The organism is Marinobacterium sp. xm-m-312 (assembly GCF_013283295.1).
In the GTDB taxonomy this organism is placed as follows: Bacteria; Pseudomonadota; Gammaproteobacteria; order Pseudomonadales; family Balneatricaceae; genus Marinobacterium_E.
Window position 1 is genome coordinate 135890 of record NZ_WBYS01000001.1, and the last position, 18809, is coordinate 154698.

Here is an 18809-nt window from a genome sequence, read left to right on the forward strand (position 1 = left end):
ATCTTATTTCTGATCTATAAAGAGTGCGGGTAAAGGGATTGATTTTCAAGCAACTGATCCCTTTTTTTATTCCATAATTCAATAAAGGTATAACCAAGCGTTGGGTGTTGCTGGTTTGGGCATAGATCGGCGGCTGGCAGTAACACGTGTGCGTAATTTTCCAGGTCCTTATGTGGCAGGTTGAACTGCTCGGTTTCGACGATCTCTTGGTCAAAGCAGAGCAGGTCAATGTCGAGGGCGCAGTAACGACCGCTCATGCGTCCCTGCTGAATCTCGATCGACTTCAGTGCATCAATCAACGACGCCTTGTCTAGTTCTGTTTCAGCTTTGGTGACCAGATTAAGGTAGTCGGGTTGGGATGGATCGATAGCGGAGCTGCGGTAGCAGGGTGAGTGTTCGATGCTGCTGCAAAAGTGAGTGAGCTGCTCTAGGCCGGCGCGAATGTTGGATTCAGCATGATGGTTGCTACCGACGCCGAGCAGAATGTGGTGCACTAGAAACTTACTCCGCGAGCAATTCGAACGCCGACCAGTTCCGCTTCAGCTACGGCGATCGGTTTGCCGATCTCAAGACGCAGTCCAGGAATATTGAATTGAGCCATTAAGAACTCGGATAGGTTTTCGGCGAGTGTCTCCAGTAGCTCCGCTTTGGCCTCTTGGCAGAACTGAATAACCGCTTCACTGACGGCGGCGTAATTGATAGAGGCCTCTAGATCATTGTTCTTGGCCGCGTCGCGAATATCGTTGGCCATCTCTAAATTGATCACCATAGGCTGAAGTTCTGTCCGTTCATGCGGATAGATGCCAATGATCGCTTCGAATCTAAGATTTTTTATAAAAATTGTGTCCATCATTGCACCTCTCCAACTGAACCAAGGGCAGTTAGTGTCTCCATTGGCCAGCGTGGCTGGGCTGTAATGGCGAGTGGTGATCGCTCCCCAGCCATTAAGCGCTGAGTGCCTGCATAGGCAATCATCGCGCCGTTGTCGGTACAGAACTTGGGGCGGGCGTAGAAGAGTTTAGCGCCCTCTTTTTTGGCCATATCGCCCAATTTTTTACGAAGTTTTTTGTTGGCGCTAACACCACCTGCGATCACCAGCTCTTTAAAACCGGTCTGTTGAATCGCACGGCGACACTTAATCGCCAATGTATCGACCACGGCATCTTCAAAACAGGCCGCAATGTCAGCTGAGGTTTGTTGATCCAGTTCGCCCATTTCGCGTTTTGCTGCTTCGACCGTGTTCAAGGTGAAGGTCTTCAAACCTGAGAAACTAAAATCGAGCCCGGGACGATCGGTCATGGGTCTTGGGAAGGTGTAGCGATCGCTGTTGCCACTTTCGGCAAGTTTGGCGATCAGCGGGCCACCAGGGTAGTCCAACCCCATCATTTTCGCCGCTTTATCAAAGGCTTCGCCGGCGGCATCGTCCAAAGATTCCCCCAGTAGAGAGTATTCGCCGATCCCTTTGACGCTGACGAGCTGGGTGTGGCCACCTGACACTAAAAGCGCGACGAAAGGAAAGCTTGGTGGTGTCTCCTCTAGCATCGGGGCTAGTAGGTGCCCCTCCATGTGGTGGACGCCCACCGCAGGGATGCCCAGAGCTAGAGCCAATGCTCGACCAGTAGAGGCGCCCACCATCAGGGCGCCAATCAGTCCAGGTCCAGCTGTGTAAGCAATGGCATCAATAGAGTGCAGCGTACACTCAGCCTCTTTGCAGACTTCTCTAATCAGTGGGATTAGCTTGCGCACGTGATCTCGCGAGGCGAGTTCTGGTACGACGCCACCATACTCAGCGTGCATCTCTACTTGCGAGTAGAGCGCGTCACCTAAAAGGCCGCGTTCGCTGTCATAGAGCGCTACGCCGGTTTCATCACAGGAGGTTTCAATACCGAGTACAAGCATTCAGAGCTGGCCTTAATCAGTGCTATTAATGGTGCCTCATATTATTCAGAAATCTGGCTAGTTAGTGAAGCGTTAAATTGCTTTACATCAGCTGTGGTGCTCTGTATTATTTGGCGCCCTCGGAAAATTACGTCCGAGGTTAATTTAAACCAAACTTGAAAGGTAATTGGAAAACATGCCAGCCGTTAAAGTTAAAGATAACGAGCCATTTGACGTTGCACTACGTCGTTTCAAACGTTCTTGCGAAAAAGCAGGTATCCTAGCTGAAGTTCGTAAACGTGAAGCGTACGAAAAGCCAACAACTGCTCGTAAGCGTGCAGCTGCAGCAGCAGTTAAGCGTCACGCTAAAAAGCTTCAGCGTGAAAACGCTCGTCGCGTTCGCCTTTACTAATTAAGTAAAGACGCAGACTAGATTCCTTGTGGTCGAGTCTTTGTAGTAAACGATAGATTAGGTTATTAAGATGTCTTCATTGAAGAGTCAGATTACTGATGAAATGAAGGTTGCAATGCGCGCTAAAGATAAAGTGCGTCTTGGAACGATCCGATTGATGCTGGCTGAGTTAAAGCGCATCGAAGTGGATGAGCGCATCGAACTTGATGATGATCGCGTGCTCGCGGTGCTAGACAAGATGGTCAAGCAGCGCAAAGACTCGATTGCCCAGTATCAGGCGGCTGAGCGTCCTGAACTGGCGGAAAAGGAGCAGCAAGAGACGGAGGTGATTAAAACTTTCTTGCCGCAGCCTCTCAGTGATGTAGAGATCGATGCAATTATCGATGCAGCAATTGCTGCAACCGATGCTTCCGGCATGCAGGCGATGGGCCAAGTAATGGCCATCATCAAGCCGCAACTTCAAGGTCGTGCCGACATGGGAGCCGTTTCAGGTAAGGTCAAAGCGAAACTCTGATAGAGTGTTCGCTGGAACAGACAGCGAGCAGTTGAATGTCAGGAAGAATTCCGCAGCACTTCATAGATGACCTTTTAGCGCGAGTAAACATCGTTGATGTGATCGATTCGCGTATCAAGCTTAAGCGTGCCGGTAAAAACTACTCCGCACTCTGCCCATTCCATAAAGAGAAATCCCCGTCGTTTTCAGTCAGTCCTGATAAGCAGTTCTACTACTGTTTTGGTTGTGGTGCTGGCGGCAATGCGCTCGGTTTTGTTATGGAGTATGAGAAGCTCAACTTTCCTGAAGCTATTGAAGAGTTAGCGCGTACCGTTGGTGTGGATGTGCCGCGTGAGCATGATCGTCAGCGCGATGTGGCTTATGAGAAACAGGTCAAGAAACAGTTTGATCTGCTCGAAAGTGCTAACGCCTTTTATCAACAGCAGTTGCGCAATCACAGCGACAAAGCCAAAGCAGTAGCCTATCTGAAAGAGCGTGGCCTAAGTGGTCAGATCGCTGCGCGTTTTCAATTGGGTTATGCCCCTCCGGGTTGGGATAATCTGCAGAAACATATTGCCAAAGAGACTGAAGATGCTGATTCGCTGCTGCTAAAGTCCGGCATGATGGTTGAAAACGAAGAGCGCGGCCGTCGTTACGACCGTTTTCGCGATCGCATTATGTTCCCTATTCGTGATATGCGTGGTCGCACGATCGGTTTTGGTGGACGTGTATTAACGGACGAAAAACCGAAATACCTCAACTCCCCAGAGACCGATACCTTCCATAAGGGCAAAGAGCTTTATGGTCTCTATGAGGCGCGTCAGCATACCGGCTCGTTAGAGCGTCTGCTGATCGTGGAAGGCTACATGGATGTGGTGAGTTTGGCGCAGCACGGTTTAACCTGGTCGGTGGCAACCTTGGGTACTGCAACCACTGAAGCTCACCTCGAGCGCATCTTTAAGATAGTGACCGAAGTGATCTTCTGCTTTGATGGTGACGCCGCAGGGCGCCAAGCGGCTAAGCGTGCGTTGGATACCTGTGTGCCGGTCATGAAAGATGGTTTAACGGCTCGTTTTCTGTTCCTACCGGATGGTGAAGACCCTGACACGCTGGTGCGCAGTGAAGGTCTGGATGCCTTTACGGCACGAGTGGATGAGTCTCTGCCGTTCAGTGAGTATTTCTTTAAGGCGTTGAGTGACAATATCGATCTCACCTCGATGGATGGTCGAGCTCGCTTTTCGACTCAGGCACTGCCCAAAATTCGTAGCATGCAGACCTCGGTGCTGCAGCAGATGATGTTGGATCGGGTTGCCGAGATGACCGGTTTGACGATAGAGCAGTTGGATACTATCGCTAACCTGCACTCCAAAGTGGAGACGATCGCGCCTGAGCCTGCCGCTCGACCCAAACCCTCGTATAAGCCAGAGTCGATGCCGGATTATGACTCGGGTGAGTATCAGCATCCGCGCTATTTCGAATCGGAGCCGAGCTACTCAGATTCTTACTCCTCTCAGGCTCCGCAAGCTTCAGGGCCGGTGAGATCGGGTATCAGCGCTAAGATCAACCTGGTTAACTCTGCGATTTCGATATTGTTGCATCGTCCCGATTTGGCGCATCAGGTGGTTAAGGCCGCTGAATTGGAAGGGCTCTACGTTGAGAATATTTCGCTGCTTAGGCAGTTGCTCAGCTACCTGCAGACCACTCCCGATGCTAGCCTAGGTACGCTGCTGTTGGATTGGCAGCGTGACCCAGAAATGGCGCCCAATCTGCTAATGCTCAATGAGATCTCACAGGTCGATCCAGTGCTCGACAATGTCGATGCCAAGGTGTTGCTGGATGATGCCATGGGGCGCTTATTATCACGTAAATACGAGCACGAATTGGCTGAATTGATACGTCTCTCGCGTGAGCGACCACTGACTAACGAAGAGAAACAACAGCTGGCGCAACTCTTGGCACGTAAGGCCTTGTAAACCCTTCTTTCTGTCCCCACTTATAAACTATTAATAACCCTGCCGTTAATCCGTCTTTAACTGGCAGAGGTTGAACTTTTTAGCTATACTTCGGCGCTTGCAATTTTTGCGCGCCCAACGTGGCTAGACACAGGATTTTAAATGTCTGACAACACTGAACAGCAGCAATCACGCCTTAAGGAACTTATCGCTAAAGGTAAGGAACAGGGCTATTTGACCTACGCTGAGGTGAACGATCACCTCCCTGAAGATATCGCCGATCCCGATCAGGTAGAAGATATCATCCGCATGATCAATGACATGGGTATCTCCGTGTCTGAAGTTGCGCCGGATGCTGAAACGCTTCTTATGACCGACGGTGATGCAGGTGACGATACTGACGAAGAGGCGGTTGCCGCTCTTGCTGCAGTGGAGTCGGATGCCGGTCGTACTACCGATCCCGTGCGCATGTACATGCGTGAGATGGGTACCGTTGAGCTGCTGACTCGTGAAGGCGAGATCGAAATTGCGAAACGTATTGAAGAGGGTATCCGTGGTGTCATGGGTGCGCTTGCTCAGTTCCCAGGCAGTGTTGCCTTGGTGCTTGATGCCTACAAAACGACCGTTGAAGAGGAGGGTCGTTTAAGCGATTTGTTCAGCGGTTACATCGATCCTGATGCTGAAATCGCCAATAACAATCCTATTCCTGAAGAGGAGGAGGTTGAAGACGCAGACGATGATTCGGATGACGACGACAGCAACGATGATGATTCAGAAAAGGATCGTGGTCCAGACCCAGAAGAGGCGGCTGAACGTTTCGGTGCCATCGAAGAGGCTCTGGCTAAACTGATTAAAGCAGAGAGCAAAGGTCGTGATTCATCAGCATTTGGTGCAGCCCTTGAAGAGCTAGCACTGGTGTTTGCTCCCGTTAAACTGTCTCCACGCTACTACGATATGTTGGTTAGCCGTGTTCGTGGCTACATCGATCGTATCCGTACACAAGAGCGCAACATCATGCGTATGTGTACTCAGAAGTGCCGTATGCCGCGTGATCAGTTCATTAAAACCTTCCCAGGTAATGAAACTAATCCTGATTACTTCGATGATCTCGTTAAAGCGGGTAAGCCATACTCTGATGCGATCTCAGCAAGCCTAGATGATCTTAAACGTGCACAGCGTCGTCTGGTTGCCGTTGAAGAGGAGCTAAACATTGATCTAACCGAGATCAAAGAGGTTAACCGTCAGTTATCGATCGGCGAAGCGCGTTCACGTCGCGCGAAGAAAGAGATGGTTGAAGCCAACTTACGTCTGGTTATCTCGATCGCTAAGAAGTACACCAACCGTGGCCTGCAGTTCTTGGATCTGATCCAAGAGGGTAACATCGGTCTGATGAAAGCGGTTGATAAGTTCGAATACCGTCGCGGTTACAAGTTCTCGACCTATGCGACCTGGTGGATTCGTCAGGCGATTACTCGTTCGATTGCCGACCAAGCACGTACTATCCGTATTCCAGTTCACATGATCGAAACGATCAACAAACTGAACCGTATCTCACGTCAAATGCTGCAAGAGTTTGGTCGAGAAGCGACACCGGAAGAGCTAGCAGAACGTATGGAGATGCCGGAAGATAAGATCCGTAAAGTTTTGAAGATCGCTAAAGAGCCGATTTCGATGGAGACACCAATCGGTGACGACGAAGATTCGAGTCTTGGTGATTTTATTGAAGATACAACGATGCACTCTCCTGTTGATTCGGCGACAGGTGAAGGTTTACGTGAGTCGACGCGTGCTGTCTTGGCGGGTCTAACTGCTCGTGAAGCAAAAGTACTTCGTATGCGCTTTGGTATCGATATGAATACTGACCACACTCTAGAAGAGGTTGGTAAGCAGTTCGACGTAACGCGTGAGCGTATTCGTCAGATCGAAGCGAAAGCACTGCGCAAGCTTCGTCACCCAAGTCGTTCTGATCACCTACGTGGTTTCATCGACGAATAAATCTTTGATTTATAAGTTATTGCGCCCATATTACCAGCTAGGTATTATGGGCGCGCTTCTTAGGGCCCATAGCTCAGTTGGTTAGAGCGCTCGACTCATAATCGATCGGTCGCAGGTTCAAGTCCTGCTGGGCCCACCACTCTCTTTAGCTCCCGTTGGAGCGGTCTTGAAAAGGCCGCGACTTTCTCTTGTTGGAGCGATCTCGAAGAGGTCGCGATCATTTTATCTCTAGATCAAGAGCTGTCTATCCGACTCGCGTCGGCTAGCCTTCTTCTTTGTGTGAGCAAAGAAGAAGCAAGAAAACACACCCCGCTCCTTCGGCCTTCGGCACACTGCGCGCGATACTCTTTTTCTAACATCGAAAGGCACATTTCAGAGCCTGCTCCGTGCAGGCGCTGAAACTCTCGCCCATCCGGGGCTCGATCCTTTCAACGTCTTAACGAAAAAGAGCACCGTGCTCGTTCTCAGTCGGACGGGGAACAGGGTGCCACATTCGAATCTCGTGCTGTTGGAGCAGTCTTGAAAAGGCCGCGATGGGTATTAATGTGAATTTAGCAAACGGCACCAGTGACTGGCTTTAGCCTGTCATCTGCTATATCGGTGTTTTCCAGATTGGTAGTAAAGTTTACCAGCGGATGACAGGCTGAAGGCCTGTCACCGATGATGCTTCATCTATCGGCTACAAATCGCCCCACCAATCTGTACCCACTCATCATCGTTTTGAATCTGCAGTACATCAAACACCTGCACTTCGGCGGGTTTGATGTCGTAGCGGGTCAGTAGTTGGCAGACGCGTTCTGCGTCGCTATTACGGTTTTGGCCGTTGGGTAGAACGCCGACACCTAAGATATGCCCCTTATCCCACCAGACAGGGCGAGCGGGGAAAGTGGGATCTTTGGTGAGCTCCGCCTCAACTTGTGCACGAGTCTGTAATGATACTTCAGGCTTGCCACTCTCAATGTAGTAGGTAACGGCAGCAGCTAGGATAATCAGAATGAGCAGAGTAAGACGCTTGTAGCTTTTCAAGGGGAGACCTCATTTATTAATTGAGGCGCAGTGTAGTATGAGGGGAGGGGAAGAACAACTCGTCCAAAGAAAAAGGCCGCATATGCGGCCTTAATTACTAAATAATAGTTTATGGAAGTGTGCATTTCCCTTCAGACGTACATGTAATCAAACCAGCTGTAGTACCAGATCCACCTGTAGCGTATGAATAAAAAGCAGGATCAGTAGTAGAAAGTGTAGAGTTAGAAACTGCAGAGTCTGCATATGTGCCTGCACAAACAGTTCCAGTTGGTAGGCTAGTTGAAAGCGTATCACTATTAGCTTTGTCAACCACACGTTGATTAGCAAGTGATTTAGCCTCTGATAGACAAGCAGCGTCTTTTGAATCAGCTACATAATCATTGTAAGCCGGCAATGCGATCGCAGCCAAAATACCGATGATCGCTACAACGATCATCAATTCGATTAGGGTGAAGCCCTTTTGTGTTTTCTTCATCATAAGAAACTCTCCAGTGAGTAAACTATTAATTAAATTAAGCGGTACATCCCTTGTGCCACTTGAACCCTCCCTGAGGGCTTCTCAATCCGTTGTATTAAACATAGACCAGATTTGAGAAGTTCCAAGTAAAAATTAAAAAAATTTAAATTAATTTGAAAAACCCTGATTTGACTCACTTTTTTTCGTTTAAAGGTGCAGGAATTCGAATTCTTTGCCATAGTTAAGAGAGTTAATAGAGAATCTTTGACCCATTATTTAGGAATCTTCTGTGCAGGCATCGAGTAACTTAAGCGGTTTAGCGAAGCGGTTGGTCAGTGACGGCGTGTTTACAGCCGAGACTGCGCAACAGGCTCTGCTTAAAGCGCGTGCAGAGCAGCGCTCGTTTATCTCCTATTTGATTACCAACCGTATTATCAGTGCCCGTCGTGCGGCCAGTGCCGCTTCTGAAGAGTTTGGTCTGCCGGTATTGGATCTGGATGCGATCCCATTAGATGTAATCCCTAAAGATGTGGTCGACTCTAAGGTGATTGTTCGCCACCACGCACTACCACTGATGAAGCGTAATTCTCGTCTCTATGTGGCGATCTCGGATCCGACCAATATCAAAGCCCTCGATGAGATGCGCTTTACAAGCGGTCTTCCGACCGAAGCGATTTTGGTGGAAGAGGATAAGCTGACGCGTAAGATCGAGATGGTGCTCGATTCCGAGGACAGTTCCGCCTCCCTTGGTGATCTTGGTGATAGTGACTTAGATAACCTTGAAGTGAGTGATACAGAGCTGCCAAAAGAGGAGAGCAGTGCTGAAGATGCTGCATCCGATGCGCCGATTGTTCGCTTTATCAATAAGATTCTGTTGGATGCTATTAATGGTGGTGCGTCCGATATCCACTTTGAGCCCTACGAAAAGAGCTACCGTGTCCGTTCGCGCATCGATGGTATCTTGCAAGAGGTTAGCTCACCGCCTAGAAACCTGGCAGCGCGCCTCTCTGCACGTCTTAAGGTCATGTCCAATATGGATATTGCCGAGCGTCGTGTGCCGCAGGATGGCCGCATTAAATTGAAGATATCGGCAAAACGCTCGATCGACTTCCGTGTAAACAGCTTGCCGACTCTATGGGGCGAGAAAATCGTACTGCGTATTTTGGACCCCTCCAGTGCCAAGATGGGCGTCGATGCGTTGGGCTTCGAGCCAGAGCAGCGTGAGCTCTATTTAGATACTCTTGCCCGTCCTCAAGGTATGGTGTTGGTGACCGGACCAACCGGCTCGGGTAAAACGGTGACGCTCTACACCGGTTTGAACATCCTCAACGAAGAGGAGCGTAACATCTCCACCGCGGAGGACCCGGTTGAGATCAATATGGATGGGATCAACCAGGTCCATGTGAATCCGAAAGTGGGTTTAACCTTTGCCGAAGCCCTGCGCGCTTTCCTACGTCAGGACCCGGATGTCGTCATGGTCGGTGAGATTCGTGATTTGGAGACGGCCGAGATCGCGATTAAAGCGGCTCAGACCGGCCACATGGTGTTATCAACCCTGCACACCAACTCGGCACCAGAGACACTGACGCGTCTACGTAACATGGGGGTCGCATCGTTCAATATCGCCACCTCAGCTACTTTGATTATTGCGCAGCGTCTGGCACGTCGACTCTGCACCGGCTGTAAAAAGCAGACCGATATCCCACATGAGACTCTATTAGAGCAGGGCTTTGAGGAGTCGCAACTGGCTGATTTGCATCTGTTTGAGCATAACCCAGAGGGTTGTTCGCGCTGTAACCGTGGTTACCGGGGGCGTGTCGGTATCTATGAGATGCTCGAAGTGACGCCGGCGGTGGCTGAGTGCATTATGGAGAATGGCTCGTCGCTCGACATCCTTGAGGTGGCGAAACGTGAAGGCTTTGCTACGCTTAGGACAGCAGGACTTAAAAAGGTTGCTGAGGGACTGACCAGTCTCGAAGAGATGAACCGCGTTATTAAGAACTGATCATTAATGCTTAATTATTTGATAGAAGTACTCTGAATGGCGAAGACCGCAACGCGAAAAAAATACAAAGAGCCAAAAATTCTGACCTTTGCTTGGACCGGTAAAGATAAAGCTGGTAACAAAAGTAAAGGGACCGTTGATGCGTTGACGCTCTCTGAAGCGAAGATCCAGTTGCGTAAGCAGGGGATCAACTACGACAAGGTCAAAAAACAGAGCGTTTCGATCTTCTCCAACAAAGATAAACCGATTAAACCGATCGATATTGCCTTTTTCACACGTCAAATGGCCACTATGATGCGCTCGGGCGTTCCGCTGTTACAGGGTTTGGATATCGTCGGTCAGGGTGCTGAGAAGGCGAAACTGAAGAAACTGATTTACGATATTCGTGCGGATGTGAATGGTGGCTCGGACCTGTCCACTGCCTTGTCTCGTTTCCCGCAATATTTTGATGATCTCTACGTCTCCTTGGTCGCTGCTGGTGAGCAGTCGGGTTCCCTAGAGGCGATGCTGGATCGCTTGGCACTCTACAAAGAGAAGAGTGAAGCGCTTAAAGCCAAGATCAAAAAAGCACTGACCTACCCAACCGCGGTTATTGTGGTCGGTCTTCTAGTAACCGCGATTCTGTTGGTTAAAGTGGTGCCGGTGTTTGAGGATGTCTTCGGCAGCTTCGGTGCCGACTTGCCCGCCTTTACTAAGTTCGTTGTTAATCTCTCTGAGATCGCGCAAAGTTATTGGCTCTATGTGCTGGGCCTGCTGTTTGTCGGTGGCTACTTCTTCCGGCGCGGCATGATCCATTCGAAGAAGTTCAGAGACTCCGTCGAACGAGCCAGTCTTAAAATCCCAGTGATTGGTGGCATACTCTATAACGCAGCGGTTGCTCGATTTGCCCGGACACTGGCGACGACGTTCTCGGCGGGTGTGCCGTTGGTGCAGGCTCTTGAGTCCTGTGCGGGTGCCGCCGGTAACGTGGTGTTCCACGATGCCATCATGCAGATCCGCAATGGTATTGCTGCCGGACAATCCTTGAAAAATGCGATCAATATGACCGGTGTATTCCCCGTGATGACCGTTCAGATGGTCGCCATCGGTGAAGAGGCCGGTTCACTTGACTCCATGCTCGATAAAGTCGCCGAGTTCTTCGAAGCGTCCGTCGACAACGCCGTCGATAACCTATCCAGCCTGTTAGAACCGCTGATCATGGTGGTGCTAGGTACCTTGGTTGGTGGTTTGGTTGTTGCTATGTACCTACCGATCTTCCAGCTTGGGCAGGTTGTAGGAGGATAGTTTTCTATCCTCCAGTGACAGGCTTCAGTCTGTCATCTGCTGGTAGATTTTAACCGGCGATCTGGAAAACGTTGAAAGAGTGGATGTCAGGCTAAAGCCAGTCACTGATGCTTTTAGATAATTCTAATGAATACCAATCGCGGCCTTTTCAAGACCGCTCCAACAAAGTGCCTGATTCGAATCTCGTGCCAGTCGTCCCCGTCCGACTGAGAACGAGCACGGTGCTCTTTTTCGTTAAGACGTTGAAAGGATCGAGCCCCGGATGGGCGAGAGTTTCAGCGCCTGCACGGAGCAGGCTTAGAAACACGACGTTTTGTATGCAGATGATGCAGGTGCAAATCATCTGTCTGAAATGTGCCTTTCGATGTTAGAAAAAGAGTATCGCGCGCAGTGTGCCGAAGGCCGAAGGAGCGGGGTGTGTTTGATCCACAGGATGTGGTGAATGCCGAAAGTGCAGGAGCACACTTTCGGCCCTGCTTCTTCTTTGCTCACACAAAGAAGAAGGCTAGCCGACGCTAGTCGGATAGATTGCCCTTGATCTTCCCAAAACAACAACACAAAAATAGTTAGCTGGCACAGATCAAACCCATTAAAATAATGGCCTATTATTTTTAACTCCGAGGAACTCTCCATGGCTGTTGGTCCTGACACTCTTCCTACGCTTCACCCTGTTGCAGGTTTCAAAATTGGTATTGCCAGTGCGGGCATTAAGAAGCCTGGACGTCGCGATTTTGTTGTGATGGAGTTTCCGGAGAGTGCGTCAGTAGCGGGTGTTTTTACTAAGAACGCTTTCTGTGCGGCCCCTGTTCATTTAGCGAAAGCCAATATGGCGACGGGTCAGGTGCGTTACTTGGTCACTAACACGGGTAATGCGAATGCCGGTACTGGTGAGCAGGGGATGATGGATGCTAAAGCGGTCTGTGCAGAGCTTGCACAGCGCGCGGGTGTTGCTGACTCTCAGGTAATGCCTTACTCAACCGGCGTCATTGGTGAGCCTCTGCCAGTCGATAAGATCGTTGGTGCGTTAGATGCTGCATTGGCTGATCTTAAAGAGGACAACTGGTTGGATGCCGCTTGGGGCATTATGACGACTGATACTCGTGCTAAAGCGGCGTCTGAGCAGATCGAAGTGGATGGTAAAACCATTACGATTACCGGCATCTCCAAAGGTGCAGGGATGATCATGCCAAACATGGCGACAATGCTAGGGTATGTGGCGACCGATGCCGAGATTGATCAGGTGTTGTTGCAGTCGTGGATGAGCGCGGCGACAGAACGATCCTTTAACCGCATCACTGTCGATGGCGACACCTCGACAAATGATAGCTGTACTCTGGTTGCGACGGGTGCTTCTGGGGTTCGAATAGAGGCGGACAGCGCTGCAGCAACGGCCTTTGTTGAAGCCTTTAACCGTATTATGTTGCAACTCGCTCAGTTGATTGTGCGTGATGGCGAGGGCGCAACGAAGTTTGTTGAGATCCGTGTCGACTCGGCTGAAACGTCAAAAGAGGCGTTGGATGTTGCTTACACCATTGCTCATTCGCCACTGGTGAAAACCGCTCTATTCGCCAGTGACCCTAACTGGGGCCGTATCTTGGCCTGTGTGGGTCGTGCCGGCATTGAAAACCTTGATCTGGACGCGCTGCAAATCTACTTAGGCGATGTCTGCATTGTCGAGAAAGGTGGTCGAGCGGCCAGCTACACCGAAGAGCAGGGGCAGGCTGTGATGAATGAGGAGGATATTCTGATTCACGTGGTGCTCAACCGAGGTAGTGCGAGCGAGACGGTTTGGACGACTGACCTATCGAAAGAGTATGTGTCGATCAATGCCGACTACCGTTCATAAGAGACTGTTCAAATAATCGCTATGAAACAGATACTGGTTGCCGCTGCCGCAATACTGAATCTACAAGGCCAACTGCTGATTGCCAAGCGCCCCGATGATAAACACCAGGGCGGGCTTTGGGAGTTTCCGGGCGGTAAGGTAGAGGCCGAAGAGTCGGTTGAGACAGCACTTAAGCGTGAACTGCTTGAGGAGATCGGTATTGAGGTTGTGCAGTGCGAGCCTCTGGTCCGTATTGAGCACGACTACAGTGATAAATCGGTTGTCTTGGATGTCTGGGTGGTCAGCTCATTCAGTGGCGAAGCGTCCGGTTTAGAAGGCCAACCTATTGAGTGGATCAACCCTGTTGAGATGGACTCCTACCAATTTCCAGAAGCGAATCTGCCGATTATCGCCGCACTGAAAACGAGATTGGGCCTCTAATGCCTCCGTTTATTTTAGGGTTAACAGGCGGTATCGCCAGCGGTAAAACGGCCGCCGCCGATCGTTTAGAATCACTCGGTGCGACACTGGTGGATACCGATCTTATTTCGCGCGAAGTAGTAGAGCCTGGTCAGCCGGCGCTGACTCAGATTAAACAGCACTTTGGTCCCGAAGTGATTCAAGATGATGGCCGGTTGAATCGTGCGGCACTGCGTGAGAGGGTCTTTCAAGATCCTAATGAGCGTCAGTGGTTAGAGGCTTTGTTGCACCCACTGATTCGTCAAACCACTATGGAACGTGCCTTAAACGCCGAGACCCCAATCGCGTTGGTGGTTGTACCCTTGCTGTTTGAGAGCGGGCACTACCAAGAGATTGATGCATCGCTAGTGATCGATGTGCCGGTCGAGGTACAACGACAGCGAACCTTGAGTCGTGACGGTGTCAGTGAAGCTCAAGTCGATTCGATTCTTGCCGCTCAGATGGATCGTCAATCTCGAATTGATCGGGCCGATTATGTGATCAGCAATACCGGCACCCTGGATGAGCTTTATTCTCAGGTGGATGCGCTCTATCATCAGCTGACCACTCAACAAACGACATAATCCGACAGGAGCCCTTGTGAAAGTTAAATGCCCCACCTGCGAAAAAAAGGTCGAGTACTCCACCGAAAACAAGTACCGCCCATTCTGTTCAGAGCGCTGTAAGTTGATTGACCTAGGCGAGTGGGCAAGCGAGGGATACAAGGTCGCGACTCAGCCGGATATTGAGGATTTCAGTTCGGGTATGAGTCCTGAAGAGTTTGAACATACACCGACTCGGCATTGAGTTTGTTGGCAAACTCATTTAAAGCCAGAACTTTCTAATCGCCTAAAGGCGATCAACCTTACTTTTTGGTCAGCAAAAAGTAAGCAAAAACTGACCACGCTCACTCGGCCTGCGGCACGCTCCGTTCAATGATTTTTCACTGAAGTCCAATAGGACACTGCAAACCGTTAATTGCTCCTGCATTAACGGAATACATGCCTTCCATGGCAATAAGTCGGCTCCTGCCTCCGTTGCAGACTTCGGCCATCCGAGCCTCAGCCGATTGAACTCTTAACCGTGAAAAACCATCGTACTCACTCTCGATCGGACGTGGACGAATCGGCACGAGATTTGTATCTGTCACTTTGTTGGAGCGGTCTTGAAAAGGCCGCGATTGGTATGCAATAAAATTTTTTAAAAAACACCAGTGACTGGCTTCAGCCTGTCATCTGCTTTATCGGTGTTTTCCAGATTGGCAGTAAAGTCTACCTGCCAGTCACCGGCACTATCGCGATCTCTGCAAGATCACTCCTACGATGTTACTTATCTGAACTAGACCAACCGCATCGATAGATCAATCGCGCGGCAGTGCTTGGTTAGCGCACCAATCGAGATGTAATCAACGCCGGTTTCGGCGTAACTCACTAGAGTGTCATCAGTGATGTTGCCGGACGCTTCCAGTTTGGCTCTGCCATCAACCAAGGCAACCGCTTCGCGCATCTGATCGGGAGTGAAGTTATCGAGCATGATGATGTCTGCACCCGCTTCTAGGGCTTGGTTTAACTCGTCAAAGCTTTCGACTTCGACCTCCACCGGTTTGCCTGGGTGGTTGGACTTGGCTTGTGAGATGGCGGATTCAATGCCGCCGGCCGCTAGAATGTGATTCTCTTTGATTAGAAACGCATCAAACAGACCGATGCGGTGGTTGTAGCAACCGCCGCAGGTGACGGCGTACTTCTGTGCCAAACGCAGCCCCGGAAGTGTCTTGCGCGTATCTAAGAGTTTAACTGGGGTGTTGGCGACCTTGTCAGAGTACTGTTTGGCGAGGGTGGCAGTGCCTGATAACGTTTGAAGGAAGTTCAGTGCTGCGCGCTCTCCGGTCAATAGGCTTCTGGCCGAACCTTTTAGAGTGAAGAGCAGTGTGTTCGGTGCGACGGAGTCCCCATCTGCCACTTTCCAATCTACCTCTACGGTCGGATCGACCTGCTTAAAGACCTCATTGACCCAAGCACTGCCGGCAATCACCGCTTGATCGCGTGAGATGATCTCGGCTTTGGCCTGCTGGCTCTCTGGGATCAGCTCCGCCGTGATGTCACCTGTACTGACGTCCTCTTCAATTGCAAGACGGACATTCGCTTCAATGGTGGGCTTTAGGGTTTCTAGCGTTAGCATCGACAGGGACTCTTCGGGTAATATGATTTGAGCAGGTATTGTACGTGATCTTACCTGCATCGCCACTGTTAGCGGGGTTCAATTTGTCAGTTAGTTTCAGTATCGATCAGCCTTCAGGCCGGCTCATAGGCGCCGACTGGATCGCCTCGCCCAATTGTAATGAGCGACCTAGTGATGAGATCTCACTGTTGGTGATTCACAACATCAGCTTGCCGCCAGGACAGTTTAATACTCAGGCGGTAGAGCGCTTCTTTTGTAATGAGTTGGACTGCAGCGAGCACCCCTACTACCAACAGATAGAGGGGTTAGAGGTCTCTGCCCATCTGCTTATAGAGCGGACGGGGCGTGTGGTTCAGTTTGTACCATTTAACAAGCGTGCATGGCATGCCGGGCAGTCCAGTTTTGATGGACGCGAACAGTGTAATGATTTCTCGATTGGCATTGAATTGGAAGGGAGCGATGATCAACCCTTTACCGATCAGCAGTACGACCAATTGGTTCAGATCACTGAGCAACTGCTGACCCACTACCCGCTGATTACCCCACACCGAATCACCGGTCATAGTGATATTGCACCGGGACGTAAAACCGATCCGGGACCCTGTTTCGATTGGGGTCGTTATTTAAACGCCCTTTGATCACTGTCAGCTAACTAATGGGAAACAGTCGCGACAGTAACACGGGTACAGCGGTCTCGACCCGTAAAATCCGCTCCCCAAGGTGAATGGCCTCTAGCCCCTGTTGCTGCATCAGATCGACTTCGTAAGGGATAAATCCGCCTTCAGGACCGACTGCTATCAATGTCTCTTCATCTGATGGTTCAGGGCAGAGTGAAGCGTTGTAGGGATGGGCGATCAGTGCGCGTTTCCCATTAACCAGCGCTGGCAGTTCATCCTCAACAAAGGGTTTAAATCGTTTACGGATATGCACTTTGGGCAGTTGTGTGTCGCCAGCTTGCTCTAGACCCAGAATCAGATGTTCGCGGATCGAGTCTTCTGACAGGACAGGCGTTGACCAGTAGCTCTTATCGACGCGATAGGCGTTGATCAGGTAGATCTCTTTTACCCCCATGGCGGCTAGGGTTTGAAAGGTCCGTTTCAACATTTTTGGACGGGGTAGGGCCAGTAGTAGAGTCGCTGGCAGTGGTTTGGGGGGCTCTTTTTGAAGGTCAACCTTAAGGGATACCGACTCAGAATCGATCTGATCCACTCTGGCTGAGCCAATCAGTCCATTCAGTTCGCCCGCTCTTAGGGTGTCGCCGACCTCTAGTTTTTGTACTTCAAGCATGTGGCGGTGACGACGGTCACTGATGCGCACCTCAGTTGAGGAGGTGAAATCCTCTTTTTCTAGAATCAGTAAATTCACATTAAGCCCTGACAAATTTTGTAATAGTGTACTGCAAAGCTGGGTGTGCGTGGGAACCTAGGTTATAGTGCCCGCATGTCTAAAGCTGCAGATCTGACTAATGACCCGATAAGACCGACACTGGTGCGCATGACTGTGCCGATGATGTTCGGCATGATCAGTCTGATGCTGTTTAACTTGGCAGACGCTTGGTTTGTCGGTCGCTTAGGCACTTGGCCGCTGGCGGCACTATCCTTTACCTTTCCGATTAGCTTCTCGCTGACCAGTCTGGCCATCGGTCTTGGTGTGGGGACTTCTGCAACTCTAGCTCGCCTGATCGGTCGCGGTGAGAAACAGCGAGTGGCACGTTTAGCGACTGATAACCTACTGATGGCAGTTTTGATTACTGCTGTGGTGGGCTTTATCGGGCAGTTTCTTTTGATTCCTATCGTAGAGTTGATGGGGGCTGCTGAGTATCTGATCCCTTATATAGACGCATACATGTCGGTCTGGTTCTTTGCGGCCATCTTTATGGTTCTGAACATGGTCTGTAACAGCACCTTCCGCTCGATGGGTGATACTCGCACCTCAGCCGCGCTGATGTTGGGCTCTTCAATTCTCAACTTTATCCTGGATCCCATCCTGATTTTTGGTTGGGCCGCTATTCCTGCGATGGGCATACAGGGTGCTGCCATTGCTAGCTTAATCGCTTGGGCGATCACCTCTGTGTTAGCGATTTGGGTGCTGTTCGTTCGTAAAAAGATGATCCTGCTAGGTGTGTTAGACCCAAGCGTGCTGTTTAAAAACTGGCGTGCAGTCTTAAAGATCAGTCTGCCCGCAGCTCTTTCAAATATGATGACACCCTTGGCTAACGGGATTCTGACAGCGATTGTTGCTCAGCACGGAGCAGCTGCGGTTGCAGCGTTTGGGGTAGGCAGTCGTATCGAATCTCTGGCCCTACTGGTCTGTTTGGCATTGTCGATGACATTGCCACCTTTCATAAGTCAGAACTTAGGTGCGAAACAGATCTCGCGTGTTAAGTCTGCCTACAGTGATGCGGTGTTCTTTGCACTGAGTTGGCAGCTGTTGATCTACTTGCTGTTAGCCTTGGGGGCAGGGCTTTGGGTGCCACTCTTTACCAACGACTCTGAGGTTGGTCGCTGGTTGGTTCTCTGGATGTTGATTGTACCGCTGGGCTTTGGATTTCAGGCGACCACCTTCCTCAGCTCGTCCAGCTTTAATGCTCTGCATCTCCCCTATCATGCGATGCGTGTCAGCATCGTTCGACTCTTTCTCTTCTACATTCCACTTGGCTGGCTTGGTAGCACCCTGTTCGACCTTAAAGGGCTCTTCATCGGTCTGGTGGTTGCCAATGCTCTGACGGCTCTGTTCGCTTGGTTCTGGATGATCCGTACCCTCAATAGGGTCTAATCAGACGTCATACCACTGTCATCTCTCTGGTTTAAATTGATCCACTACTTTGGTTCATTGTCTGACATTA

At 50.4% G+C, this 18809-nt stretch carries 18 protein-coding genes, 1 tRNA gene and 1 pseudogene; 13 read left to right on the forward strand and 7 right to left on the reverse strand.

The annotated features are described in order from the left end of the window. Window positions 1–14: 14 nt before the first annotated feature. From folK to tsaD, 3 genes are read right to left on the reverse strand one after another with little or no spacing between them, the layout of a single operon-like run. A complete protein-coding gene (folK, locus tag XMM312_RS00720) occupies window positions 15–494 on the reverse strand; it encodes a 2-amino-4-hydroxy-6-hydroxymethyldihydropteridine diphosphokinase (RefSeq protein WP_173480405.1) in 480 nt (159 codons plus the stop codon). Next, window positions 494–853 (reverse strand): dihydroneopterin aldolase, encoded by a 360-nt coding sequence (gene folB, locus XMM312_RS00725; RefSeq protein WP_173480406.1) that lies wholly within the window; start codon window positions 851–853, stop codon window positions 494–496. Before folB ends, folK begins: the two co-directional genes overlap by 1 nt. Further along, on the reverse strand, window positions 850–1899 hold the full coding sequence (gene tsaD, locus XMM312_RS00730) for a tRNA (adenosine(37)-N6)-threonylcarbamoyltransferase complex transferase subunit TsaD (protein ID WP_173488524.1): 1050 nt from the start codon (window positions 1897–1899) through the stop codon (window positions 850–852). The genes folB and tsaD overlap by 4 nt, the downstream gene beginning before the upstream one ends. A gap of 175 nt (window positions 1900–2074) precedes the next feature. Between tsaD and rpsU the strand changes: the two genes are divergently transcribed. From rpsU to XMM312_RS00755, 5 genes are all read left to right on the forward strand, one after another. Continuing rightward, a complete protein-coding gene (gene rpsU / locus XMM312_RS00735; RefSeq protein WP_169451420.1) occupies window positions 2075–2290 on the forward strand; it encodes a 30S ribosomal protein S21 in 216 nt (71 codons plus the stop codon). A 70-nt stretch (window positions 2291–2360) separates the two neighbouring features. Continuing rightward, window positions 2361–2804 (forward strand): GatB/YqeY domain-containing protein, encoded by a 444-nt coding sequence (locus XMM312_RS00740; RefSeq protein ID WP_173483871.1) that lies wholly within the window; start codon window positions 2361–2363, stop codon window positions 2802–2804. Between the two features lie 35 nt (window positions 2805–2839). Beyond that, window positions 2840–4756, forward strand: coding sequence for a DNA primase (dnaG, locus tag XMM312_RS00745; RefSeq protein ID WP_173488525.1), 1917 nt, complete (start codon window positions 2840–2842; stop codon window positions 4754–4756). 141 nt (window positions 4757–4897) lie between these two features. Further along, window positions 4898–6730, forward strand: a complete 1833-nt coding sequence (gene rpoD / locus XMM312_RS00750; protein WP_173482850.1) for an RNA polymerase sigma factor RpoD — start codon at window positions 4898–4900, stop codon at window positions 6728–6730. A 62-nt stretch (window positions 6731–6792) separates the two neighbouring features. Next, a tRNA-Ile gene (locus tag XMM312_RS00755) sits at window positions 6793–6869 on the forward strand. Window positions 6870–7402: 533 nt separating this feature from the next. On the opposite strand, the gene XMM312_RS00760 is transcribed toward XMM312_RS00755, so the two are convergent. Beyond that, the gene (locus XMM312_RS00760; protein WP_173488526.1) at window positions 7403–7756 is read right to left on the reverse strand and encodes a hypothetical protein; all 354 of its coding nucleotides are present in this window, start codon (window positions 7754–7756) and stop codon (window positions 7403–7405) included. Window positions 7757–8122: 366 nt separating this feature from the next. Then, a pseudogene (locus XMM312_RS11440) lies at window positions 8123–8231 on the reverse strand (prepilin-type N-terminal cleavage/methylation domain-containing protein); the annotation flags it as partial. A gap of 271 nt (window positions 8232–8502) precedes the next feature. Between XMM312_RS11440 and pilB the strand changes: the two are divergent. The 6 genes from pilB (at window position 8503) to yacG (ending at window position 14593) form a co-directional block, all read left to right on the forward strand. Continuing rightward, entirely contained in the window at window positions 8503–10218 is a 1716-nt protein-coding gene (pilB, locus tag XMM312_RS00770) for a type IV-A pilus assembly ATPase PilB (RefSeq protein ID WP_173488527.1), read from the forward strand. 36 nt (window positions 10219–10254) lie between these two features. Then, window positions 10255–11502 (forward strand): type II secretion system F family protein, encoded by a 1248-nt coding sequence (locus XMM312_RS00775; RefSeq protein WP_173488528.1) that lies wholly within the window; start codon window positions 10255–10257, stop codon window positions 11500–11502. Window positions 11503–12133: 631 nt separating this feature from the next. Continuing rightward, window positions 12134–13348 (forward strand): bifunctional glutamate N-acetyltransferase/amino-acid acetyltransferase ArgJ, encoded by a 1215-nt coding sequence (gene argJ, locus XMM312_RS00780; RefSeq protein WP_173488529.1) that lies wholly within the window; start codon window positions 12134–12136, stop codon window positions 13346–13348. A gap of 21 nt (window positions 13349–13369) precedes the next feature. Next, window positions 13370–13768 (forward strand): 8-oxo-dGTP diphosphatase MutT, encoded by a 399-nt coding sequence (mutT, locus tag XMM312_RS00785; RefSeq protein WP_173483876.1) that lies wholly within the window; start codon window positions 13370–13372, stop codon window positions 13766–13768. Then, entirely contained in the window at window positions 13768–14370 is a 603-nt protein-coding gene (gene coaE, locus XMM312_RS00790) for a dephospho-CoA kinase (RefSeq protein WP_173483877.1), read from the forward strand. Before mutT ends, coaE begins: the two co-directional genes overlap by 1 nt. A gap of 16 nt (window positions 14371–14386) precedes the next feature. After that, window positions 14387–14593 carry a DNA gyrase inhibitor YacG gene (gene yacG, locus XMM312_RS00795; protein ID WP_173480423.1) on the forward strand — a complete coding sequence of 69 codons (207 nt, stop codon included), beginning with the start codon at window positions 14387–14389 and terminating at the stop codon, window positions 14591–14593. A gap of 531 nt (window positions 14594–15124) precedes the next feature. Here the strand turns inward: yacG and nadC are convergent. After that, window positions 15125–15964: a carboxylating nicotinate-nucleotide diphosphorylase gene (gene nadC / locus XMM312_RS00800; protein WP_173480425.1), complete on the reverse strand. Its 840-nt coding sequence runs from the start codon at window positions 15962–15964 to the stop codon at window positions 15125–15127. 101 nt (window positions 15965–16065) lie between these two features. On the opposite strand from nadC, the gene ampD reads away from it, so the two are divergent. After that, complete coding sequence (gene ampD, locus XMM312_RS00805; RefSeq protein ID WP_173483373.1) at window positions 16066–16602, forward strand: 1,6-anhydro-N-acetylmuramyl-L-alanine amidase AmpD; 537 nt, start codon at window positions 16066–16068, stop codon at window positions 16600–16602. Between the two features lie 10 nt (window positions 16603–16612). Here ampD and XMM312_RS00810 read toward each other — a convergent pair whose 3' ends face one another. Continuing rightward, window positions 16613–17329: a 16S rRNA (uracil(1498)-N(3))-methyltransferase gene (locus XMM312_RS00810; RefSeq protein ID WP_173480426.1), complete on the reverse strand. Its 717-nt coding sequence runs from the start codon at window positions 17327–17329 to the stop codon at window positions 16613–16615. A gap of 75 nt (window positions 17330–17404) precedes the next feature. On the opposite strand from XMM312_RS00810, the gene XMM312_RS00815 reads away from it, so the two are divergent. Then, complete coding sequence (locus tag XMM312_RS00815) at window positions 17405–18739, forward strand: MATE family efflux transporter (protein WP_254442786.1); 1335 nt, start codon at window positions 17405–17407, stop codon at window positions 18737–18739. Window positions 18740–18809 lie beyond the last annotated feature (70 nt).